At 71.8% G+C, this 23,364-nt stretch carries 19 protein-coding genes; 14 read left to right on the top strand and 5 right to left on the bottom strand.

From position 1 onward, the window contains the following. Positions 1-16: 16 nt before the first annotated feature. Positions 17-2,725: an FAD/NAD(P)-binding protein gene (locus tag ACZ4TO_RS05155; protein ID WP_468023461.1), complete on the bottom strand. Its 2,709-nt coding sequence runs from the start codon at positions 2,723-2,725 to the stop codon at positions 17-19. A 304-nt stretch (positions 2,726-3,029) separates the two neighbouring features. Here ACZ4TO_RS05155 and ACZ4TO_RS05160 point away from each other — a divergent pair, with 304 nt between their 5' ends. Next, on the top strand, positions 3,030-4,316 hold the full coding sequence (locus tag ACZ4TO_RS05160; protein WP_468023462.1) for a L,D-transpeptidase: 1,287 nt from the start codon (positions 3,030-3,032) through the stop codon (positions 4,314-4,316). A gap of 239 nt (positions 4,317-4,555) precedes the next feature. After that, positions 4,556-5,959 (top strand): glycoside hydrolase family 16 protein, encoded by a 1,404-nt coding sequence (locus tag ACZ4TO_RS05165; RefSeq protein WP_382796061.1) that lies wholly within the window; start codon positions 4,556-4,558, stop codon positions 5,957-5,959. A gap of 111 nt (positions 5,960-6,070) precedes the next feature. Here the strand turns inward: ACZ4TO_RS05165 and ACZ4TO_RS05170 are convergent, their stop codons facing one another. Continuing rightward, the gene (locus tag ACZ4TO_RS05170) at positions 6,071-6,979 is read right to left on the bottom strand and encodes a helix-turn-helix domain-containing protein (protein WP_468023463.1); all 909 of its coding nucleotides are present in this window, start codon (positions 6,977-6,979) and stop codon (positions 6,071-6,073) included. 146 nt (positions 6,980-7,125) lie between these two features. Between ACZ4TO_RS05170 and tkt the strand changes: the two genes are divergently transcribed. From tkt to ACZ4TO_RS05215, 9 genes are all read left to right on the top strand, one after another. Continuing rightward, entirely contained in the window at positions 7,126-9,201 is a 2,076-nt protein-coding gene (tkt, locus tag ACZ4TO_RS05175) for a transketolase (protein ID WP_468023464.1), read from the top strand. Positions 9,202-9,220: 19 nt separating this feature from the next. Next, positions 9,221-10,390 carry a transaldolase gene (gene tal, locus ACZ4TO_RS05180; protein ID WP_385045806.1) on the top strand — a complete coding sequence of 390 codons (1,170 nt, stop codon included), beginning with the start codon at positions 9,221-9,223 and terminating at the stop codon, positions 10,388-10,390. Positions 10,391-10,617: 227 nt separating this feature from the next. Then, positions 10,618-12,147, top strand: coding sequence for a glucose-6-phosphate dehydrogenase (gene zwf / locus ACZ4TO_RS05185; RefSeq protein ID WP_382796193.1), 1,530 nt, complete (start codon positions 10,618-10,620; stop codon positions 12,145-12,147). Next, complete coding sequence (gene opcA, locus ACZ4TO_RS05190; RefSeq protein WP_382796053.1) at positions 12,144-13,076, top strand: glucose-6-phosphate dehydrogenase assembly protein OpcA; 933 nt, start codon at positions 12,144-12,146, stop codon at positions 13,074-13,076. Before zwf ends, opcA begins: the two co-directional genes overlap by 4 nt. Next, positions 13,069-14,715, top strand: a complete 1,647-nt coding sequence (gene pgi / locus ACZ4TO_RS05195; RefSeq protein ID WP_468023465.1) for a glucose-6-phosphate isomerase — start codon at positions 13,069-13,071, stop codon at positions 14,713-14,715. Before opcA ends, pgi begins: the two co-directional genes overlap by 8 nt. 7 nt (positions 14,716-14,722) lie before the next feature. Continuing rightward, entirely contained in the window at positions 14,723-15,601 is an 879-nt protein-coding gene (gene gnd / locus ACZ4TO_RS05200; RefSeq protein WP_382796049.1) for a phosphogluconate dehydrogenase (NAD(+)-dependent, decarboxylating), read from the top strand. Between the two features lie 9 nt (positions 15,602-15,610). Continuing rightward, entirely contained in the window at positions 15,611-16,222 is a 612-nt protein-coding gene (locus tag ACZ4TO_RS05205) for a histidine phosphatase family protein (protein ID WP_382796047.1), read from the top strand. An 85-nt stretch (positions 16,223-16,307) separates the two neighbouring features. Continuing rightward, positions 16,308-16,763, top strand: a complete 456-nt coding sequence (locus ACZ4TO_RS05210) for a tellurite resistance TerB family protein (protein WP_382796045.1) — start codon at positions 16,308-16,310, stop codon at positions 16,761-16,763. A gap of 160 nt (positions 16,764-16,923) precedes the next feature. Then, positions 16,924-17,613 (top strand): TetR/AcrR family transcriptional regulator, encoded by a 690-nt coding sequence (locus ACZ4TO_RS05215; protein WP_382796043.1) that lies wholly within the window; start codon positions 16,924-16,926, stop codon positions 17,611-17,613. Here the strand turns inward: ACZ4TO_RS05215 and ACZ4TO_RS05220 are convergent. Beyond that, positions 17,605-18,042: a PPOX class F420-dependent oxidoreductase gene (locus ACZ4TO_RS05220; RefSeq protein ID WP_382796041.1), complete on the bottom strand. Its 438-nt coding sequence runs from the start codon at positions 18,040-18,042 to the stop codon at positions 17,605-17,607. The two genes, ACZ4TO_RS05215 and ACZ4TO_RS05220, sit on opposite strands and share 9 nt — an antisense overlap. A 73-nt stretch (positions 18,043-18,115) precedes the next feature. On the opposite strand from ACZ4TO_RS05220, the gene ACZ4TO_RS05225 reads away from it, so the two are divergent. Genes ACZ4TO_RS05225 through ACZ4TO_RS05235 form a run of 3 tightly spaced genes read left to right on the top strand, consistent with a single transcriptional unit; the run spans position 18,116 to position 21,363 of the window. Beyond that, complete coding sequence (locus tag ACZ4TO_RS05225) at positions 18,116-18,697, top strand: TetR/AcrR family transcriptional regulator (protein ID WP_468023466.1); 582 nt, start codon at positions 18,116-18,118, stop codon at positions 18,695-18,697. Beyond that, positions 18,694-20,106: an MFS transporter gene (locus ACZ4TO_RS05230; RefSeq protein WP_468023467.1), complete on the top strand. Its 1,413-nt coding sequence runs from the start codon at positions 18,694-18,696 to the stop codon at positions 20,104-20,106. Before ACZ4TO_RS05225 ends, ACZ4TO_RS05230 begins: the two co-directional genes overlap by 4 nt. Before the next feature lie 30 nt (positions 20,107-20,136). Next, positions 20,137-21,363 carry a serine hydrolase domain-containing protein gene (locus tag ACZ4TO_RS05235; RefSeq protein ID WP_468023468.1) on the top strand — a complete coding sequence of 409 codons (1,227 nt, stop codon included), beginning with the start codon at positions 20,137-20,139 and terminating at the stop codon, positions 21,361-21,363. Here ACZ4TO_RS05235 and ACZ4TO_RS05240 read toward each other — a convergent pair whose 3' ends face one another. Then, entirely contained in the window at positions 21,364-22,629 is a 1,266-nt protein-coding gene (locus ACZ4TO_RS05240; protein ID WP_468023469.1) for an MFS transporter, read from the bottom strand. Beyond that, positions 22,626-23,333: a GTP cyclohydrolase II gene (ribA, locus tag ACZ4TO_RS05245; RefSeq protein ID WP_382796031.1), complete on the bottom strand. Its 708-nt coding sequence runs from the start codon at positions 23,331-23,333 to the stop codon at positions 22,626-22,628. Before ribA ends, ACZ4TO_RS05240 begins: the two co-directional genes overlap by 4 nt. Between the last annotated feature and the right edge of the window lie 31 nt (positions 23,334-23,364).

A 23,364-nucleotide genomic window follows, 5' to 3' on the forward strand; every position in this document is an offset into this window, starting at 1 on the left:
GCCCCTGGACAGACTCTCAGTCGGGCAGGGCCGCCAGCATGCGTCGGTCGCGTGGCGCGTGGCCGCGGTCGAGGCGGGTGTCCAGGAGGCGCCGGGCGGCCTCGCAGCGGCCCGCCGCGACGAGGGCGTACAGCAGTGTCTCCTCGACGACCTCGCGCTGGGCCGCGCTGCCGCCGACCCGGGCGAGCACCGGCAGCAGCGCGTCGAGCCCCCGGGCGGCCTCCTGGAAGCGCTCCTCGACGAGCGCGGCGAGGGCCTCGCACAGCGGGACGACGACCTCCCGCTGCACCGGATCGGCGCCGGCCGCGTGGTCGCGCAGCCGGCGCAGTCCCGCCATGTCGCCGGCGGCGGTGAGCGCGACGGCGGCGTGCAGCGCGGTGAAGGCGGTCGCGGGCCGTTCCACGATCTCGCGGGCGACGCTGTCGAGCACGTCCGCCGCCGGCACGCGGCCACGCCAACTGTCGCTGATCCGGGCGCGCCACAGCAGCGACCCCGAGTCGACCAGGGCGCGGACACCGGTCACCCGTCCGGGGGCGAGCTGGGCGAACCAGCGTCGGCGGACGGCGGCGGGATCGTCCAGGGCCAGTTCGTGCAGGGCGATGTGCCAGGAGAAGTGGGCGCGGTGGACGGCGCCCCGGCCGTGCCCGGACACCCAGGAGTCCAGCCAGTCGCGGCCGAACGCGTGGGCTCCCGACTCGTAGTGGACGTGGGCGAGGGCGTGCACGGCGTGCCCGGAGGCGGGCTCGGCGTCCAGGGCGCGCCCGGCCAGTTCGGCCGCCTCGTCGTGGCGGCCCTGGCCCTGGCGCAGGAAGGCGAGCAGCGAGGCCGGGAACCAGTGGCCGTCGTAGGCGGGCAGGGAGCGCTCGACCAGGTCCGACGCATAGCTGGTGTCGAGGTCGTTGACGCCGGAGAAGGCGATGGTGGGCACGGCCACGGCGAGCGCCAGCGCGTCGGCGGGGTGGGCCGCCAGATGCCCGAGCAGCGCGCGGGTACCGGTGTCCGGGCCGTCGCCGTGCACACGCCTGCTCACCACGTCGACGAAGGAGCGTTCGCGCGCGTCGGCCCGTTCCCGCGCGCAGCGCCGTGCGTCGGCCAGGGCACGCGGTACGTCGACGTCGGCGCCGCACTCGTGGCCGAGCAGGGCGAGGGCGGCGTGCCCGAGCGCGAAGCCGGGGTCGAGGGCGACGGCGCGCGCGAAGGCGTCCTCGGCGCCGGCCCTGACCTTGAGGACACGGTCGAGGCCGGTGCGGTGGGCCGCCGCCGCCTCGGCGTGGGTGGACAGCGGGAGCCCGTGCGCGTCGAGGGGCCGGCGACGTGCGGGGCGGCGCCGGGGGGCCAGGGGCGCGAGCAGCCGCTCGGCCAGTTCGGCGGCCTGGACGCGGATCTCGGGGATCGCCGTGGTCTCCCAGAGTTCGCCGCGGCGTGGCGCGCCGAGGGTGAACAGCGCGGGCCCGGTGCCGCCTTCGGCGTCGAGGAGCCGGCCGTCGCGGGTCGCGACACCGAGGCCGAGCGGGCCGGGCACAGCGGCGCCCGTGTCGAACAGCGAGGCCCACAGGGGGTCTTCGGGGCGCGGACCCGGTCCGGTGCAGTCGATCACCCAGCCGGCCGTGATGCGCCGCCCGCCGGAGAGCGTGATCAGCTCGGAGCCGTCCGCCCGGGGGACGGCGTCGGTGATCCGGCCGGTGTGGACGCGCAGGCGGCGGGCCGTGCGGGCGCGGTCCAGCGACTCGGCGGTCGTCGGGGCCATCCGGTGCCGGTGGGTGTTCCAGAGCGCGCCCTCGGCGCGCAGGAAGGCGGCGCGTTCCTCGGGGGTGAGGCTGCGCCACAGGTGCGCGGTGTGCGGGCGCAGGCTGTCGAGGGCGGGGCGCCAGTCGCCGTGGGCGCGCAGGGCGCGGCCGATGTGGCGGTAGACGGTCCGGCGCAGCGTGGGCAGGGTCGGCGCGTCGAGTCCCTCGGGCGGGGCCATCGCGGGTGCCGGGTCGAGGGCGTGCGGCTGGGGCAGCAGTCCGGTGCGGGAGAGGGCGTGGACGGTGCGTCCGGGCCGGTCGAGGCTGAGGGCGAGGTCGACGGCCGTGAGTCCCGTACCCACGAGCAGGACGTCGTCGCTCGTATCCGCTCCCGCGCGGTCGGCGGGTTCGGCGAGCGGTCCGTCGAGCGCGCCGGGCGTCCAGGGCGAGCCGATGAACCGTGCGGAGGTACGGAGTCGGGGCGGGGCCCAGGCACCGGTCGTGGCGGCCGGTCCGGTGGCGAGGACGACGCCGTCGGCGACGAGGCCGCGTCCGTCGGCCAGCCGCAGCTCCAGTCCGCCGTCCGGGGCGGGGGCGCAGGCCTGCGCCCTGGTGCGCAGCCGGCGCACGGTCACAGTGCCGTGGGCGTGGACGATCGCCTGGGCCAACGTGTCGGCGAGATAGGCGCCGTAGCGGTGGCGGGTGGCGAAGTCGGTGGCCCTGACGGTGGGTTCGCCGTGCCGGCACAGCCAGCGGGTGAAGTGGCCGGGGTCGTCGGGATAGCAGCTCATGCCGCCCGCGGGCACGTTCAGCCGGTGCCGGGGATCGGTGGTGGCGTACGCGGTGCCGCGCCCGGCCTCGGGGGCGGGGTCCACCAGGAAGAGGTCGAGCGGGGTGCGGCGGCGGGTCGCCGTCTCGCAGAGCTGCACGGCGGTGAGCGTGCCGGCGGCGCCCGCTCCGACGACGGCCACGGTGTGCCTCTCACGGGCTGGACTCACTGATACCTCCGGCGTGGTTGTCGCGGATCCGACAAACGAACCTCTCCTTGGCCCTGGTGGGCCGGAGAGGCCGGAATGGGCCCCGGGAACGCGGGTCTCACGTACATCTCGGGGTGCGGACTGGGCGCTTCATACTCTGTTCACAATTCGTGGCGGCCCGGCAACCGTGGATTCAGGCCGTCTCTCCGGTCGTCCTCACCGGAATCTCAGGCTGGGGCAGGCGGATTCAAAGAATCAACCCAGGGAAGTCCCGCAGGATGCACTCGCAGTGTTGGTGAGCGAAAGACGCGAGGAAAGGCGTTCCGTGGGTGTCCCTGAGATAGCGAATCGGCCCGAGTCCGCACCGGGAGACCCGGAGCGGGCCCGACGGCGTCCGGGACGTCCGGCCTGGTCACGGCGCGGGGTCCTCGCGGCCCTCGGGTCCGCCGTCCCGGCCCTCGCGCTGAGCGGGTGCGGCGGTCCGGCGGGTGCCGCCGAGGGGAAGGACACGGAAGCGACCGGGGCCGGGACGACGGCGAAGGCGCAGGTGAGGACGCCGACGGTCACCGTCTCCCCCGCCGACGGCACGAGGAAGGCCGGCTTCACCGCTCCGGTGGTGGTCTCCGTGACGGACGGGACGCTGTCGGCGGTCGAGGTGTCGGGCAACGACGGTTCCACTCTGGCCGGATCCTTCGACGAGCACCGTACGCGCTGGACCTCGGCCCGCAATCCGTACTCGGGCACCAAATACACGGTCACCGCGAAAGTGACGGGGGCCGCGGAACACACCTCGACGTTCGTCACGAAGTCCCCGGGTGAGACGTTCGCGGGCTATTTCACGCCCGAGGCGAATTCGACCTCCGGCGTCGGTATGCCCGTGTCGATCAACTTCACCCGGGCCGTGACGGACCGGGCGGCGGTGGAAAAGGCCGTCACGGTGACGGCGGAGCCCGCGGTGGAGGTGGTCGGTCACTGGTTCGGGAACACCCGGCTCGACTTCCGTCCCGCCGAGTACTGGGCGGCCGGGACGAGAATCACGCTGAGCCTGCGGCTGAGGGACGTCGAGGGCGGGGACGGCGTCTACGGCGTCCAGTCCAAGGACGTCGTCTTCCACATCGGCCGCCGCCAGGTGAGCACCGTCGACCTCGCGACGAAGACCATGACCGTCGAGCGGGACGGGGCGACGCTCGCGAGCTACCCGGTGAGCGGCGGCGCCCCGGGGCACACCACGTGGTCCGGGATCATGGTGATCAGCGAGCGGTTCAAGGAGACCCGGATGGAGTCCTCCACGGTCGGGCTCGGCGACGAATACGACATCGCGGACGTGCCGCACGCCCAGCGCCTGACCACCTCGGGCACCTTCATCCACGGCAACTACTGGGCCGCGCCCTCGGTGTTCGGCAGCAGCAACACCAGCCACGGCTGCGTCGGCCTGCACGACACGAAGGGCGCGGACGACGGTTCCGTGGCGGGCTACCGGTTCTACGAGAGTTCGATGCTCGGTGACGTGGTCGTCGTCCGGAACTCCGGCGAGCGGACCGTCGAAGCGTCGAACGGCCTGAACGGCTGGAACCTGTCGTGGGCCGACTGGAAGGCCGGCAGCGCCCTTTGAGGGTCGAGCCCGATGAGCGGACTTCAACTACCCTCCGTGGCACGCTCATCGGGTCTTCTCCCTTCCTTCACGGCGTGAACTCCCTTTCGCCGTAAGGACTTTCTCGGCTTCACCTCTTGACGACCGGAGTGACAGAGAGCACATTGGCCGCGCACCTTTTTTGAGAGCGCTCTCAAGGATCCGTGGGAGCGCTCCCTCCCCACCCGCGCACCCCACACTCCGTACGCGAAGAGGCACCCATGAGTGGAACTTCCCGCACACCAGGACGCGGCTCGGTCCGGCGCGTCCTCATCGCCGTGCTCAGTACCGTGAGCCTGGCGGCGGCCGCCGCGACCGCGGCCACCTTCCCGGCCGACGCGTCGGCGCCCACACCCCCCTCCGGCTGGTCCCAGGTCTTCGTCGACGACTTCACCGGGGCGGCCGGAAGCGGCGTCAACACCGCCAACTGGCAGTACACGACGGGTACGAGCTACCCGGGCGGGCCGGCCAACTTCGGTACCGGCGAGGTCGAGACGATGACCTCCAGCACCAACAACGTGGCCCTGGACGGCAACGGCAACCTGCTGATCACCCCGCGCCGTGACGCCTCGGGCAACTGGACCTCGGGCCGCATCGAGACCAAGCGCACCGACTTCGAGCCCCCCGCCGGGGGCAAGCTGCGCATCGAGTCGCGGCTGCAGATGCCGAACGTGACCGGCGCCGCGGCCAAGGGCTACTGGCCCGCCTTCTGGGCGCTCGGCGCGCCCTATCGCGGCAACTACCAGAACTGGCCCGGGGTCGGCGAGCTGGACATCATGGAGAACGTCCAGGGCCTCAACACCGAGTGGGCCACGATGCACTGCGGCACCAGCCCCGGCGGCCCGTGCAACGAGACCAGCGGCATCGGCAACAACACGCCCTGCGCCGGCACGACCTGCCAGGCGGGCTTCCACACCTACGCGATGGAGTGGGACAGGTCGACGAGCCCCGAGGAGGTCCGCTTCTACCTGGACGGCGTCAACTTCCACACGGTGAAGGCGAACCAGGTCGACGCGACCACCTGGGCGAACGCCACCAACCACGGCTACTTCGTCATCCTGAACGTCGCGATGGGCGGCGGCTTCCCGGGCGCCTTCGGCGGCGGCCCCGACAGCGGCACGGAACCCGGTCACCCGCTCGTCGTCGACTACGTCCAGGTACTCCAGGCGGCCGGCAGCGGTGGCGGCGGCACCACTCCGCCGCCCACCGGCAACCGTGACGCCTACAGCGCCATCCAGGCCGAGTCCTACGACGGCCAGAGCGGTGTCGTCACCGAGACCACGACGGACAGCGGCGGCGGCCAGGACATCGGCACCATCGCGAACGGCGACTACGCGCTCTACAAGGGCGTCAACTTCGGCTCCTCGGCGGCGACCCAGTTCCACGGCCGGGTCGCGAGCGGCGCGGCCGGCGGGGTCAGCGGCCTGGTCGAGGTGCGCCTCGACAGCCGTACGAGCACACCGGTCGCCAGCTTCGCGCTGGCCAACACCGGTGGCTGGCAGTCCTGGCGGACCGTGCCGGCGAACATGAGCTCCGTGACCGGAACCCATGACGTGTATCTCACCTTCACCAGCGGCCAGCCCGCGGACTTCGTGAACGTCAACTGGTTCGACTTCGGTCACTGACGGGTGAGGTGACGGGGCGGTCACTCGCTCCCCTGCCGGTCACCGGCAGGAGAGGCGACGGGCCGCCCCGTCGCAGGGCCGGGCGGGACGGACGTACGCGGTCCGTCCCGCTCAGCGCAGTTCGGTCCGGAAGGCCACCGGGGTCGCCCCCGTGTGCTGGTGGAAGAACTTGGAGAAGTTGGCCGAGTCGGGGAAGCCGACGGCGGCCCCGACGCGCCCGATCGGCATGTCCGTGTGGGCGAGGAGCCGTTTGGCCTCCAGGACGACCCGCTTGTCGATGAACCCCTTGGGTGTCTGGCCGGTGGCGGCCCGCACGGCGCGCACCAGGGTGCGGCGCGAGTATCCGAGGGCGTCGGCATAGGCGCTGACGCTGTGGTTGACGGCGAAGTCCTTCTCGACCGCGTCCCGGAACCGCGTGAACGTGGTGTCCGTGTGCTGGTGGGTCGCCTCGGCGGAACTCGCCGCGAGGTGGGCCAGACGCAGCAGGAACGCGGTGAGCGAGTGCCGCAGCACCGCCGTGTGCAGACTGAGCGGCAGGGTGGTGGTGTCGACGTACTCGCGCTCCAGTTGGGTCAGCGCGTGTTCCAGCGCGGCCAGCCGGTCCGCGTCCGGGCGCAGCAGCGGGGGCAGGTCGTAGCGGTAGAGGCCGGTCGCCTCGACGGTCGCGCGGGGCAGGAAGCCGGGCTGCATGGTCAGGACGGTGCCGCGGTAGGGGTCGGTGCTGGAGAAGCGGTGCACCTGCCCGGGCCGGATCCACAGGAGGTCGCCCGCGTGGGCCTCGTACTCGGCGAAGTCGACCATGTGCCGTACGGGCCCCTCGTGGAAGAGCATCACGACGTGGAAGTCGATGCGGTGCACGCGTTCCAGCGGGGCGTCGGCGTGCCAGGTGCGTCCGGTTCCCATCGCGCCGACCTGCATGCCCACGCCGGACAGGCTCAGATCGGCCGGAAACGGAAAGGTCCTGATCCCCTCCACGCCGTCCGCGTCGCCGGTGCCGCCTTGGGTGGTTCTGTCGTTCATGTCCTTCTCGCGTCGGCTCGCCACGGCTCCATGTGTCCCACTTTCACCGAAGGCTGACACACGGGCACCTTCCCCAGCAAAAGTCTGACTTTTAGGTTTGAAGGCACAGACCATGTTTCAGCGCACCCCGTGAGGACTTCTTGAAGATGAGTACGCAGAGCTCCGACGGCTTCACCTGGACCGAGCTCGACCGCCGCGCCGTCGACACCGCCCGCCTCCTGGCCGCCGACGCCGTGCAGAAGGTCGGCAACGGTCACCCCGGGACCGCGATGAGCCTGGCCCCGGCGGCGTACACGCTCTTCCAGAAGGTGATGCGGCACGACCCCGCCGATCCGGAGTGGACCGGCCGCGACCGCTTCGTCCTCTCCCCCGGCCACACCTCGCTGACCCTCTACACCCAGCTCTTCCTGTCAGGTTATGAACTCGGCCTCGACGATCTGAAGGCGTTCCGCACCCACGGATCCAAGACGCCCGGCCACCCCGAGTACGGGCACACCGCGGGCGTGGAGACCACGACCGGCCCGCTCGGCCAGGGTGCCGCCAACGCCGTGGGCATGGCGATGGCCGCCCGCTACGAGCGCGGCCTCTTCGACCCCGAGGCCCCCGAGGGCGAGTCCCCGTTCGACCACACCATCTGGGCGATCGTCTCCGACGGCGACCTGGAGGAGGGCATCTCGGCGGAGGCCTCCTCGCTCGCCGGCCACCAGAAGCTCGGCAACCTCGTCTTCGTCTACGACGACAACCACATCTCCATCGAGGGCGACACGGCGACCGCCTTCTCCGAGGACGTGCTGGGGCGCTACGAGTCCTACGGCTGGCACGTGCAGCGCGTCGAGCCCTCGCCCGACGGCGACATCGACGTCCACGCGCTGTACACCGCGCTCAGGACCGCGCAGGCCGAGACCGGCCGCCCGTCCATCATCGCGATGCGCACGATCATCGCCTGGCCCGCCCCCAACGCGCAGAACACCGAGGCCTCGCACGGCTCGGCGCTGGGCGCCGAGGAGATCGCCGCCACCAAGCGGCTCCTGGGCTTCGACCCGGAGCAGACCTTCCAGGTCGACACCGACGTGCTGGCCCACGCCCGCCAGGCCCTGGACCGGGGCGCCGAGGCGCATGCCGACTGGGACAAGCGGATCGGCGCCTGGCGCACCGAGCGGCCCGAGAACGCGAAGCTCTTCGACCGGATCGTCGCCGGGCAGCTCCCCGAGGGCTGGGAGAGCGCGCTGCCGGTGTTCGAGGAGGGCGGCTCCGTGGCCACCCGCGCCGCGTCCGGCACGGTCCTGAAGGCGCTCGGCGGTGTGCTGCCCGAGCTGTGGGGCGGCTCCGCCGACCTCGCCGGCTCGAACAACACCACGATCGACAAGACGTCGTCCTTCCTCCCCGAGGGCAACCCGCTCCCCGAGGCGAACCCGTACGGCCGCACGATCCACTTCGGCATCCGCGAGCACTCCATGGCCGCGGAGATGAACGGCATCGCGCTGCACGGCAACACGCGCATCTACGGAGGCACCTTCCTGGTGTTCTCCGACTACATGCGCAACGCCCTCCGCCTCTCCGCGCTGATGCAGCTCCCGGTGACGTACGTGTGGACCCACGACTCCATCGGCCTCGGCGAGGACGGCCCGACCCACCAGCCGGTCGAGCACCTGGCCTCGCTGCGCGCCATCCCCGGCCTGAACGTCGTCCGTCCGGCCGACGCCAACGAGACGGCCGTCGCGTGGGCCGAGATCCTCCGGCGGCACGCCACGAACCCGGCCCCGCACGGTCTGGCCCTCACCCGTCAGGGCGTACCGACCCTCCCCGTCAACCCCGACGCCGCGCGCGGCGGTTACGTCCTGCGGGACTCCTCCACCGAGACCCCGGACGTCCTCCTCATCGCGACCGGATCCGAGGTGCAGCTCGCCGTCGCGGCGCGTGAGCTGCTGGAGGCCGAGGGCGTGGGCACCCGTGTGGTGTCGATGCCGTCCGTCGAGTGGTTCGAGGAGCAGAGCCCCGAGTACCGGGCCCGGGTCCTTCCGCCGTCCGTGAAGGCCCGCGTGGCGGTCGAGGCCGGGATCGCCCTGACCTGGTACCGGTACGTCGGTGACGCCGGACGCGTCGTCTCGCTGGAGCACTTCGGCGCCTCGGCCGACGCCGGGACGCTGTTCGCCGAGTTCGGCTTCACCGCCGACAACGTCGCCGCCGCCGCGCGGGAATCCGTCGCCGCCCTGCGCGGTTGATCCGTTCGCACGAAGGAAGATGATCACTGTGACCGAAGCAACCGCGACCGCGGTACCCCTTGAGCGCCTCTCCGGCGAGGGCGTCTCCATCTGGCTCGACGACCTCTCCCGCAAGCGCATCGAGTCCGGCAACCTGGCCGAACTCGTCGCGACGCGACACGTGGTGGGCGTGACCACCAACCCGTCCATCTTCCAGGCCGCCATCGGCTCCGGCGAGGGCTACGAGCAGCAGCTCGCCGACCTCGCCGTGCGCAAGGTGACGGTCGACGAGGCCGTCCGCATGATGACGACCGCGGACGTGCGCGCCGCCGCGGACATCCTGCGCCCGGTGTTCGAGGCGACCGAGGGCCGTGACGGCCGGGTCTCCATCGAGGTCGACCCGCGCCTCGCGCACGACACCGCCGCGACCGTGGCCGAGGCCCGCCAGCTCGCCTGGCTGGTCGACCGCCCGAACGTGATGATCAAGATCCCGGCGACGAAGGCCGGTCTCCCGGCGATCACCGAGGTCATCGGCCTCGGCATCAGCGTCAACGTCACGCTGATCTTCTCGCTGGAGCGCTACCGCGAGGTCGTGGACGCCTACCTCGCCGGCCTGGAGCGGGCGAAGGCCGCGGGCATCGACCTCGCCGGCATCCACTCCGTCGCCTCCTTCTTCGTCTCCCGCGTCGACAGCGAGATCGACAAGCGGCTGACGAAGGACGGCACGGAGGACGCCCTCGCGCTCAAGGGCAGGGCGGCGCTCGCCAACGCCCGGCTGGCCTACGAGGCGTACGAGAGCGTGTTCGGCACCGCCGACGGCACGGCGGAGGGCGACGCCCGCTGGACCGCCCTCGCCGCGCACGGCGCCCGCGCGCAGCGCCCCCTGTGGGCCTCCACCGGCGTCAAGGACCCCGCGTACAAGGACACCCTCTACGTCGACGAGCTGGTCGCGCCGGGCACGGTCAACACCATGCCGGAGGGGACGCTGAACGCCACCGCCGACCACGGCGACATCCAGGGCGACACGGTGACCGGCGGCTACGAGCGCGCCCGGGCCGACCTGGCCGCGATCGAGGCGCTCGGGATCTCCTACGACGAGGTCGTCGGGCAACTGGAGGACGAGGGCGTCGCGAAGTTCGAGGCGGCCTGGGAGGACCTGCTCGAAGCCGTGGCGACATCGCTGCGGGGCAAGGGAGTTGAAGGGGAATGACCAAGGGTGAGGCGCTTTCCGACGGCGACCCGAAGGATGCGGCCGCCGCGCCGCAGGGATCCGGTGACCCGGCCGTGGAACAGGACGGCCTGACGCCGGGGGGCCCGGCCGGGACGCCCGGCGCCCCGGCGGCCGGGGATCTCACCGAAGCCCCCGGCGCTCCGGCGGCCGGCCTCGCCGAAGTCCTCGGCGACCCCGCCTCCGGCGCACTCGCCGCCGCGCTCGGCGTGGCCGCGGACTGGGACAACCCGCTGCGCGACCCGCGCGACCGCCGGCTCCCCCGGATCGCGGGCCCCTCCGGCCTGGTCATCTTCGGTGTCACGGGCGACCTGTCCCGCAAGAAGCTGATGCCGGCCGTGTACGACCTCGCCAACCGGGGTCTGCTGCCGCCGGGCTTCTCGCTCCTCGGGTTCGCCCGCCGCGAGTGGGAGGACCAGGACTTCGCGCAGGTGGTCCACGACTCGGTGCGCGAGCACTCCCGCACCGAGTTCCGCGAGGAGGTCTGGCAGCAGCTCGCGGAGGGCATGCGGTTCATCCCGGGCGACTTCGACGACGACACGGCGTTCAAGCAACTGCGCTCCGCAGTCGACGAGTTGGACGCGTCCCGGGGTACCAGCGGCAACTACGCCTTCTATCTCTCCGTACCGCCGAAGTTCTTCCCGAAGGTGGTGCGACAGCTCAAGAGGCACGGGCTGGCGAACGCCCCCGAGGGGTCCTGGCGGCGCGCGGTCATCGAGAAGCCGTTCGGTCACGACCTGGCGAGCGCCCGCGAGCTGAACCGGATCGTGCACGACGTGTTCGACCCGGACCAGGTGTTCCGGATCGACCACTACCTCGGCAAGGAGACCGTCCAGAACATCCTGGCGCTCCGCTTCGCCAACCAGATGTACGAGCCCGTCTGGAACCGGTCGTACGTCGACCACGTCCAGATCACGATGGCCGAGGACATCGGCATCGGCGGCCGGGCCGGCTACTACGACGGCATCGGCTCCGCCCGGGACGTCATCCAGAACCACCTCCTCCAGCTCATGGCGCTGACCGCCATGGAGGAACCCGCCGCGTTCGACGCCGAGTCGCTGCTCGCCGAGAAGCTCAAGGTCCTCCGGGCCGTGAAGCTGCCGGAGAACCTGGGCGAGCACACCGTGCGCGGCCAGTACGCGGCGAGCTGGCAGGGCGGCGCGAGGGTGCGCGGCTACCTCCAGGAGGACGGCATCGACCCCGCGTCGACGACCGACACCTACGCGGCCGTCAAGCTCCAGGTGGACAACCGCCGTTGGGCGGGCGTCCCGTTCTACCTGCGCACCGGCAAGCGGCTCGGCCGCCGCGTCACCGAGATCGCGGTGGTCTTCCAGCGCGCCCCGCACTCCCCGTTCGACTCCACGGCCACCGAGGAGCTCGGCGCGAACGCCATCGTCATCCGCGTCCAGCCGGACGAGGGCATGACCGTGCGCTTCGGATCCAAGGTGCCGGGTACCTCCATGGAGATCCGGGACGTCACCATGGACTTCGCGTACGGCGAGTCGTTCACCGAGTCCAGCCCGGAGGCGTACGAACGGCTGATCCTGGATGTCCTGCTCGGCGACGCCAATCTCTTCCCCCGTCACCAGGAGGTGGAAGAGTCCTGGAAGATCCTCGACCCGATCGAGGGGTACTGGGAGAGCCACGGCACGCCCGCGCAGTACCCCTCGGGCAGTTGGGGCCCGAAGGAAGCCGACGAGATGCTCGCACGAGACGGACGGAGCTGGCGCAGGCCATGAAGATCGACCTGACCGACACCACGGCAAGCAAGATCAACAAGGCGCTCGTACGGGGGCGCCGTGCCATCGGCACCCCGGCCGTGGGCATGGTCCTGACGATGGTCATCGTCACCGACGAGGAGAACGCGTACGACTCCATCAAGGCGGCCGAGGAGGCCTCCCGGGAGCACCCCTCGCGCACCCTCGTGGTCATCAAGCGCGTCGCCCGCACCCCGCGCGACCGCACCAACTCCCGTCTCGACGCCGAGGTGCGCGTCGGCTCGGACGCGGGCACCGGCGAGACGGTCGTCCTGCGGACCTACGGCGAGGTCTCGGACCACGCCGACTCGGTGGTCCTGCCGCTGCTGCTTCCGGACGCGCCCGTCGTCGTCTGGTGGCCGGTGGACGCGCCCGAGAACCCGGTCAAGGACCCGCTGGGCGCCCTGGCCCAGCGCCGGATCACCGACATGTACGCCGTCGAGGCACCGCTCCGGGCGCTCGACGCCCGCGCCGCCTCGTACGCGCCGGGCGACACCGACCTGGCCTGGACCCGGCTCACCCCCTGGCGCTCCATGCTGGCGGCGGCCCTCGACCAGGCCCGTACGAAGGTGATCTCGGCGACCGTCGAGAGCGAGGCGCAGAACCCGAGCGCCGAACTGCTGGCCCGCTGGCTGGAGGCCCGCCTCCAGGTCAGGACCGAGCGGGTCGAGACGGCGGGCCCCGTGGTGACCGCCGTCCGGCTCGGCACCGAGAACGGCGAGATCGTCATCGACCGCCCCGAGGGCCCGCTGGCGACGCTGTCCCTGCCCGGTCAGCCCTCCCGCACGCTCGCGCTGAAGGTGCGCTCCACCTCCCAGCTCATCGCCGAGGAACTGCGCCGCCTCGACGCGGACGAGATGTACGCCGTCGCCCTGCGCGGCGAGGCCCCCAAGGAGACCCCCCGTGTCTGACTACCCCAAGCCCACCCGGCGTCCGGAGTGGGTGGCCCTGGAGGACCACCGCGCGACCACGCTGCTGCACCCCCGGCTGCGTGACCTGTTCGCCGCCGACCCGGCGCGCGCCGAGCGCTACGTCGTCCAGGTCGGCGACCTGCGGATCGACTACTCCAAGCACCTGATCACCGACGAGACCCTGGCCCTGCTCCAGGAACTCGCCGCCGCCACGGACGTGTCCGGGCTGCGGGACGCGATGTTCCGGGGCGATCGGATCAACACGACCGAGGACCGCGCGGTGCTGCACACCGCGCTGCGGGCGCCGCGGGACGCGGTGGTCGAGGTCGACGGGGAGAACGTCGTGCCGGCCGTACACGCGGTCCTGGACAAGATGGCGGACTTCGCCGGCCGGGTCCGCTCGGGCGAGTGGACCGGGCACACCGGCAAGCGCATCAAGAACGTCGTGAACGTCGGCATCGGCGGCTCCGACCTCGGCCCCGCGATGGCCTACGAGGTGCTGCGCCCGTTCACCGACCGCTCGCTGACGGTGCGGTTCGTGTCGAACGTGGACGGCGCCGACCTCCACGAGGCCGTGCGGGACCTGGACCCGGCCGAGACGCTGTTCATCATCGCCTCCAAGACCTTCACCACGATCGAGACGATCACCAACGCCACCTCCGCGCGCTCCTGGCTGCTCGCCGGGCTCGGTGAGGAGAAGGCGGTCGCCAAGCACTTCGTGGCGCTGTCGACGAACGCGGAGAAGGTGTCGGACTTCGGCATCGACACGGCGAACATGTTCGAGTTCTGGGACTGGGTCGGCGGCCGCTACTCGTTCGACTCGGCCATCGGCCTGTCGCTGATGATCGCGATCGGCCCGGACCGCTTCCGCGAGATGCTGGACGGGTTCCACCTCGTCGACGAGCACTTCCGCACCGCGCCCGCCGAGGCCAACGCCCCGCTGCTGATGGGCCTGCTGGGTATCTGGTACGGCAACTTCCACGACGCCCAGTCGCACGCCGTGCTGCCGTACTCGCACTACCTGTCGAGGTTCACGGCCTATCTCCAGCAGCTCGACATGGAGTCCAACGGCAAGTCCGTGGACCGTGACGGCAACCCGGTGGAGTGGCAGACCGGACCGGTGGTGTGGGGCACGCCCGGCACCAACGGCCAGCACGCCTACTACCAGTTGATCCACCAGGGCACCAAGCTGATCCCCGCCGACTTCATCGGCTTCGTCAACCCGGTCGGTGAGCTGAGCGACGAACTCGCGGCGCAGCACGACCTGCTGATGGCGAACTTCTTCGCGCAGACGCAGGCGCTGGCCTTCGGCACGACCCCGGACGAGGTCCGCGCCGAGGGCGTGCCGGAAGAGCTGGTGCCGCACAAGACGTTCCAGGGCAACCACCCCACCACCACCATCCTCGCCGCCGAGCTGACCCCCTCGGTCCTGGGCCAGTTGATCGCCCTCTACGAGCACAAGGTGTTCGTCCAGGGCGCGGTCTGGAACATCGACTCCTTCGACCAGTGGGGCGTCGAGCTCGGCAAGGTGCTCGCCAAGCGCGTCGAACCCGCCCTGACCGAGGGCGCCGACGTCCCCGGTCTCGATCCCTCCACGGCCGCTCTCGTGGCCGCTTACCGCACTCTCCGGAAGAAGTGAACTGACAATGCAGCTCGGACTCATCGGTCTCGGCAAGATGGGCGGCAACATGCGCGAGCGCATACGCCGCGCCGGCCACACCGTCGTCGGCTACGACCGTAATCCGGACCTCGCCGACGTGCACAGCCTCGCCGAACTCGTGAGCAGCCTCGAAGGCCCGCGTGTGGTCTGGGTGATGGTGCCGGCCGGTGCCCCCACCCAGACCGTCATCGACGAACTCGGTGACCTGCTGGAGGCCGGCGACACGGTCGTGGACGGCGGCAACTCCCGCTGGACGGACGACGAGAAGCACGCCGCGGAGCTGGCGGCCAAGGGCATCGGCTTCGTCGACGCCGGTGTCTCGGGCGGTGTGTGGGGCCTGGAGAACGGTTACGCGCTGATGGTCGGCGGAGACGCCGAGAACATCGAGAAGGTGCGCCCGGTGTTCGACGCGCTCAAGCCGGAGGGCGACTTCGGCTTCGTGCACGCCGGCAAGGTGGGCGCGGGCCACTTCTCCAAGATGGTCCACAACGGCATCGAGTACGCCATGATGCAGGCGTACGCCGAGGGCTGGGAGCTCCTGGAGAAGGTCGACTCGGTCACCGACGTGCGTGAGGTGTTCCGCTCCTGGCAGGAGGGCACGGTCATCCGTTCCTGGCTGCTCGACCTCGCGGTCAACGCCCTGGACGACGACGAGCACCTGGACAAGCTGCGCGGCTACGCGGAGGACTCCGGCGAGGGCCGCTGGACCGTCGAGGCGGCCATCGACAACGCGGTTCCGCTGCCCGCCATCACGGCCTCGCTCTTCGCCCGCTTCGCCTCGCGGCAGGACGACTCGCCGCAGATGAAGATGATCGCGGCGCTGCGCAACCAGTTCGGCGGTCACGCCGTCGAGTCGGCGAAGTAGGGAAGGACCATGGGCGATCTCATCCTGGTCCGCCACGGAGAGACCGAGTGGACGCTGACGGGACAGCACACGAGCTGGACCGATCTTCCGCTCACCCGGCACGGCGAGGAGCAGGCCAAGTCCATCGCGCCGTTCTTCGCCGGGCGCTCCTTCGCCCAGGTCCTCACCAGTCCCCTCGGCCGCGCGGTGCGCACGGCCGAGCTCGCGGGGCTGTCCGGTCCGCGGATCGACCCCGATCTGCACGAGTGGGACTACGGCGGCTACGAGGGGGTCACCACCCGCGCCATCCACCGGGCCCGGCCCGGCTGGGTGCTGTGGGACGACGGGGTGCCGCCCGGCCCGGACGGCCACCCCGGCGAATCACCCCGTGAGGTGGGCGTGCGCGCCGACCGGGTGCTCTCCCGGGTGGACGCCGCGCTCTGCGACCGGCCCGGTGACGTGGTGCTGGTGGCGCACGCGCACTTCCTGCGGGTGCTCACGGCCCGCCGGCTGGGGCTGCCGCCCGAGTCGGGACGGCTGTTCCAGCTCTCGACCGGGACCGTCAGCCGGCTCTCCACCGAACACGGCGAGCCCGTGATCGCCGCGTGGAATCAACCGGGAACTTCCGTCACGGTCCACTAGTTTCCACCGTGCCGCTGTACAACCGAGGAGCTTTCCGGTCCGCCCGCCCGGGCGGACCGGGCTCTTGACTACCTCTGGAGTTCTCATGGCCCTGTGGGACCGCATCAAGGAGTCCGCGTCGACGATGCAGACCCAGCTCGTGGCGAAGAAGAACGATCTCAAGAGCGGCGCCTTCCGCGACGCGAGCATGGCCATGTGCGCCCTGGTCGCGGCGGCGGACGGCTCGATCGACCCGTCCGAGCGGCAGCGTGTGGCGCAGCTCATCGCGACGAACGAGGTCCTGCAGAACTTCGACGCCGTGGACCTCCAGCGCCGTTTCGACGACAACCTGAACAAGCTGACCGCCGACTTCGCCCTCGGCAAGGTCGGCGTTCTCCAGGAGATCGCCAAGGCGAAGAAGAAGCCCGCCGAGGCGCGCGCCGTCATCCAGATCGGCATCGTCATCGGCGGTGCCGACGGCGACTTCGACAAGACCGAGCAGGCCGTCGTGCGCGAGGCGTGCTTCACGCTCGACCTGCCGCCGCACGAGTTCGACCTGTAAGGACGCCCCCTCCGGGCCGCCGTCGTTCGGCGCCCCGGTGCGTCCCGCCGCGCGGCGGGACGCACCGGGGCGTCGCGCGTTCGTACGGTGGAGCGTGCCGAGCCCGCGGTTCGGCGCTTCTAGAATCGCGGGCACCGACCGTCTCGCCCGAAGGAACCCGATGACCAGCGTCGAAGAACCGGCACGACCTGGCGGGCGCATCCGCGACGCCGCCCGTACCAGGGCCGAGATCCTCGACGTGGCGACCCAGGAGTTCTCCCGCGCCGGGTTCGCGGGTGCCCGGGTCGACGAGATCGCCGCCCGCACCAGCACCACCAAACGGATGATCTACTACTACTTCGGTGGCAAGGAGCGGCTCTTCACGGCGGTCCTGGAGCGTGCCTACTCGGCGATCCGGGAGGCCGAGCAGGAGCTGGACGTCGAGGGCCTGGACCCGGTCGCGGCGATCCGCCGGCTCGCCGAGCTGACCTTCGACCATCACGAGGCGCACCCCGACTTCATCCGTCTGGTGAGCATCGAGAACATCCACGAGGCCGAACACATCACGGACTCCGCGGCGCTGGGCAGGATCGGCTCGCCCGCGCTCGACGTGATCGGCCGGATCCTGGCGGCCGGCCGCGCGTCGGGGCTGTTCACCGCGGACGTCGACCCGGTGGACCTGCACGCGATGATCAGCGCCTTCTGCTTCTTCCGGGTCTCCAACCGGCATACGTTCGGCGCCCTGTTCGGCCGCGATCTGACCGCCCCGGACCAGCGGGAGCACTATCGCGCGATGCTCGGCGACATGGTCATCGCCTATCTGACCGCGGACCGCGCCGCCGAGTCGGCGGCCCCCCGCGGTTCAGCGTGACGGGATGCCGTACGCCCGCTCCACGTGGAGCCTGAGCACCAGCCGGCGGTCGCGGACCATCGCCGCGCGGTAGTCGTCCCAGTCGGGATGTTCGCCGAGGACGTCCCGGTAGAGCCGGATGAGCTCCTCGACGGTCTCGTCGTGCGGGTCCGCCGCGACCGGCGTCAGCTCGGCCGTGCCCTCGACGACCGTGTACGCCCACCGGTCCGCGCTGGTCACGTGGTACGAGGCACGTGGGTCCCGGCGCAGGTTGCGGGTCTTGGCGCGGTCGTCGGTGAGCGACACGCGGACGACGCCCTCGTCGGGGTAGTACACGTGACTGACGTTCGAGAGCTGGGGCCGGCCGTCCTTCTTGAGGGTGACGAGCACTCCGCCCTTGTACTCGGAGAGCAGCTTCAGCAGTGCGTCCTGGGTCTCTTCATCGGTCATATCCGCGTCAACGCTCCGGATGCGTCACGTCATCCCGTAGACACTGTCTACGCCCGGCTGGTAGACAGTGTCCATGAACGAGCTGGAAGCCACCGGCCTGCGGACGCGGCTGATCGACGTCGGGGTCGAACTCGTGACGGCGGAGGGCGCTCAGGCGCTGACGCTGCGGGAGATCGCCCGACGGGCGGGGGTCTCGCACGGCGCTCCGCGCCGCTGGTTCCCGACGCACGGGGAACTGCTGTCCGCCATCGCGCGCCGCGGCTTCACCGACCTCCAGGACCGGGCGGCGAAGGCGGTCGGCGGCACGGGGGCCGACCCCCGGGCCCGGCTCAGCGCCCTCGCGACGGCGTACCTGGACTTCGCGCTGTCCCAGCGCGGCATGTACGAGCTGATGTTCCGTCACGATCTGCTGGAGAGCAACCGGTTGGGCCTCCGTGAGACCAGTCTGCCGTTGTTCGGGACGCTGGTGGAGCTCGTCGGACGGGTGCGTCCCGAGGCCGACGCGCGGATCCTCGCCGGCGCCCTCTGGGCGAACCTGCACGGCATCGCCCAACTGTGGGGCTGGGGAAGCCTGCAGCTCGCCACGGACGCCGAGGACGTCACCCCCCTGCTGAAGGCCGCGCTCGACGCACACCTCGGACCGGAGGAAGGATGACCGCCCACCGCCGGATCACCCTCGCGAGCAGCGTCGTCGGCGCCGTGATCGTCGCCCTCGACGGCACGGTCCTCACCGTCGCGCAGCCCACCCTCCAGCACGACCTGGGCGCCTCGTTCGCCCAGGTGCAGTGGACCAGCACCGGGTATCTCATCGCGGTGGCGGGCCTGCTGGTGTTCGCGGGAGGCCTCGGGGACCGGCACGGGCATCAAAGGATCTTCGCGCTCGGCATCCTGGGCTTCGGGGCGGCGTCCGCGGGCATCGCCCTCGCGCCCGGCATCGGCTGGGTGATCGCGCTGCGGGTCGCGCAGGGCGTCTTCGGCGCGCTGCTCCAGCCGGCCACGCTCGGCATGCTGCGCGCCGCGTACCCGCCCGACCGGCTCGGCACGCCCATCGCGCTGCGGGCGAGCGCCATCGGGATCGCCGCGGCCGCGGGTCCGCTGCTGGGCGGCGCGCTGGTGGCCCACTTCGGATGGCGGTCGGTCTTCCTCCTGAACGTGCCGCCCGCGCTGGCGATGGGCGTGGCGGCCCTGGCCGTGCGGCCCGCGACCGTCCCTGAGCCCCGGACCGGCCGTCGCGCGGCGGCCGACCGTCTGGACGTGCCGGGCGCCTGCCTGCTCACTCTCGCCCTGGTCGCCCTGGTGCACACCCTGGTCGCCGTGCCCGGGACCGGCTGGACGGCGCGGACCACGGCCGGGCTTGCCGTGGTGGCCGTCGCCGGCACCGCGTTCGTCCGCCGCCAGCGCCGGGCCGCGAGCCCCCTGGTGCCGGCCGAGATCCTCGGCTCGGCGACCATCGGCGCCGCGCTCGGCATCCTGGTGGCCGTGTCCGCCGCGATGCTCGGCACCCTGTTCGCCGCCAGCTACTTCCTCCAGCGCACCCTGGGCCTCGACCCGCAGGAGACCGGCCTGCGGGCGCTGCCCGCCGGGGTGACGATGGTGCTCGGCGCTCCGCTCGCCGCCGTCCTGATGCGCAGGTTCGGCCCGCGCCGCACCGCCGTGGCCGGAACGCTCGTCCTCACGCTCGGTGTCCTGCTCCTGGCCCGGCTGGGGCCGGCGTCGACGGCCGTGCCCGTCGCCTGCGGTTTCCTGTTGTTGGGCGCCGGTTTCGTGACGGTGATGGTGACGACGACGGCGGTCGCGGTACGGCACGCCCCCGCGGCCTCGGCCGGTGTGGCGGGCGGCCTGCAGCAGACGGCGATGAACATCGGACCCACGCTGGGGATCGCGGTGGCGGCCACGCTGATGTCGCTGACACCCGGCGCCGCCATCGGTCCCCCGCTCGCCGTGCTCGCGGTGTTCGCGGCGACGGGAACACCGCTCGCCCTGAGGCTTCCGGGGCACAAGCAGTCCGTGAGCACCGCCGGGGGACGCCCGGCCGACGCGTCACCAGCCCGTTTGGGACGATGAGGGACACGAGCCGCGGTCCGGAGGAGAACCATGGGAGATCTGCGACAGGAAGTCGAGCCGGGATCCGTCGGCCTCGACCCCGGGGCACTGGACCGGCTCGACCGGCACTTCGCCGCCCTGGTCGACGAGGGCCGGCTCCCCGGCTTCCTGGTCGCCGTCGCCCGGCACGGACGGGTCGCCCACCTCACCACGTACGGGCGGCGCGACCGTGCGGCGGGGCTTCCGGTGGAGAGCGACACGATGTGGCGGATCTACTCCATGACCAAGCCGGTCACCTCGGTCGCCGCGCTCATGCTGGTCGAGGAGGGCCGCCTCGGACTCGACGACCGGGTGGCCGACTTCCTTCCCGCCTTCGCCGAACCACGGGTGTACGTCGCGGGGGCGGGGCCGGACACGACGACCCGGCCGGCCGAACAGCCCGTCCTGATCCGCCACTTGCTGACCCACACGGCGGGTCTGACCTTCGGCTTCTACCACGCGCATCCCGTCGACGGGCTCTACCGCGACGCCGGTGTGGAGTCGTCCGTGGCACCGGGCGCCGACCTGGCCGAGACCTGCGAGGTGTACGCGCGGCTGCCGCTCCAGTTCGAGCCGGGCACCCGGTGGAACTACTCGGTGGCCACCAACGTCCTCGGCCGCGTCATCGAGGTGGTGTCCGGCGAGGACCTCGACGTCTTCCTGCGGCGGCGCGTCCTCGGTCCGCTCGGGATGACGGACGCCGGCTTCCAGGTGAGCGACGAACAGGCGGGCAGACTGGCCGAGTTGTACGGGCAGGACGACGACGGACGGCTCGTCCCGATCGCCGGTCTCCCGCTGCACGGCAGGCCCCGCTTCCTCTCGGGCAGCGGGGGCATGGTCGCCACGGCCCACGACTACCACCGCTTCATGGAGATGCTCCGGCGGCGCGGCGAACTCGACGGAACCCGTCTGCTGCGCCCCGGGACCGTGGACCTGATGGCGGCCAACCACCTGCCCGGCAACGCGGACCGGCGTTCCTTCGGCAGCCCCGTCCACCAGGAACCGGGCAACGCCGGCCTCGGTTTCGGCCTGGGCGTGTCCGTCGTGGTGGACCCGGCGATCACCCGGTCCCCGTCCGTCGAGGGCGCGTTCGGCTGGAGCGGGGTGGCCACCACGACCTTCTGGGTCGACCCGCGGCGCGATCTGACCGTGCAGTTCCTGAGCCAACTGCGCCCGAAAGGCGCGCACTCGGTGTTCCCGGATCTCAAGCGCCTGGTGCACCGGGCGGTACGGTCCTGATCACCGCGGAGTGGTCCGGTTGACGCGGTACACGTCCCGTACGCACAGGTTGAGCAGCGTCGTCGCCACGATCACTCCCGCGCAGACCAGCAGCACCTGCCGGTCCGACCAGGCACCGGTGGCCGACCCGGCGAGCAGATAGCCCAGCGGGATCGCGCAGCGCTCCCCGACGCTGTTGAACGCGGCTGCTCGGCCCAGTTCGTGCTCGGGAACGTGCAGTTGGAAGGCGGTGGTCCAGGCGACGATGGCGATGTCGAGGCCGATGCCCGCGAGGAGCGCGGCGCCGAGGACGGCGGGCAGCGGCAGCGCGAGCCCCATCGCCGTCAGCGGCAGAAAGAGCAGGGAGGCGGTGCAGACGGCGACGGCGAGCAGCCGGTACGGCCTCCACCACAGGCACACCAGCGCGCCCGTCAGCAGCCCGAGCGCGAACGCGCCCTGCACCAGGCCCCAGGAGCCCGCTCCGGAGTAGAGCCGCACGGCGAGGACCGGGCCGAGCATCTGGAATCCGGCCAGCCAGGCGGCGACCACGACCGTCCCGGCCACCGTGTACGTCCACAGCCAGGTGCGGGAGCGGAAGCCGGACCAGCCCGCCCGCAGATCACCGAGGACACCGCCCGCGGTGACGGGCGCGTCCAGCCGCAGTCCGTGCAGCAGCAGGGCCGCGATCAGGAACGAGAGCGCGTCCCAGGCCAGCGCCCAGCCCGGTCCGCAGAGGGCGACGACCAGCCCGCCGGCCACGGGCCCGAGCACCCGTACGGCGTTGGTCGGCAGCCGGACCAGCGCGTTCGCCTGCTGGAGATGCTCGGGTCCGACCAACTGGTTCACCACGCCCTGGCCCGCGGGCACGGTGAACGCCACGGCGACTCCCGAGAGGAAGCCGCAGGCGGCGATGGACGTCGTCGAGGCCGCGCCGGTCAGCACGATGACGGCGAGCGCCCCCTGGGCCAGGGCCGCGGTCAGATTGCCGCCCAGCAGGATCCGGCTGCGGGACATCCGGTCCGCGAGCACCCCGCCCACCAGCAGGAAGGCGACGGTCGGAACGGTGTTCACGGCGAGCACCACGCCGAGCGATCCGGCTCCGCCGCCCTGGCCGATCACCGCGTAGGCCAGTGCGAGCGGCGCCATCGCCGATCCCGTGGCCGAGATCAGACTCGCCAGCGCGAACCGCCGGAAGCCGGCGCTGCGCAGGGGTGCCGTCCGGATCCTCGGCCCCCGCGCCGCCGCCTTCGTCCCCGTCGTGCCGCTGTGGTCGTCGGCGTCCGTCATTCCTCGGTGACGACCGTCTTGGCCTCTCCGGCGAAGATCGCCTTCGCCCACTCCTCGCCGTCCAGGTGCGGCAGGTAGTGGTCGAGGCGCTCCCGCTTGGTCAGCAGGTAGGTGAGGTTGTCCTCGCACGGCGGTATGAGGAGCGGCACCTGCTCGGCCACCTTGATGCCGTGGCGCAGCAGCGACTCGCGCTTGCGCGGGTTGTTCGACAGCAGCCGCACGGACCGTACGCCCAGGTCGTGCAGCATCTCCGCGGCCACCCGGTAGTCGCGGGCGTCCACGGGCAGCCCGAGGGCCTCGTTCGCCTCGACGGTGTCGAGGCCTTCCGCCTGGAGCTTCATCGCCTTGAGCTTGGCGAGCAGGCCGATGCCCCGGCCCTCGTGGCCGCGCAGGTAGACGAGGATGCCGCGGCCCTCGGCCACGATGGCGCGCAGCGAGGCGGTGAGCTGGGGGCCGCACTCGCAGTGCTGGGACGCGAAGGAGTCGCCCGTCAGGCATTCGGAATGCAGCCGGGTCAGGACGTCGCCCTTTCCGAGCGTGTCCAAGTCGCCGTGCACGAGGACGACTTGTTCCTCACCGCGGTCGTGGTCGAGGAAGCCGACGGCGTGGAAAAAGCCGTACTCGGTGGGGAGCGGGGCAATCACGACTCGTTCGACACCTGTGAGGTGGGCATTCCCGCCGAGTACGCCAAAGTTATCTGTCATGATCTGGTTCCTAAGCAGAGTCGAAAGGGCC

The sequence above is a fragment of the Streptomyces sp. NPDC028298 genome (assembly GCF_055565895.1).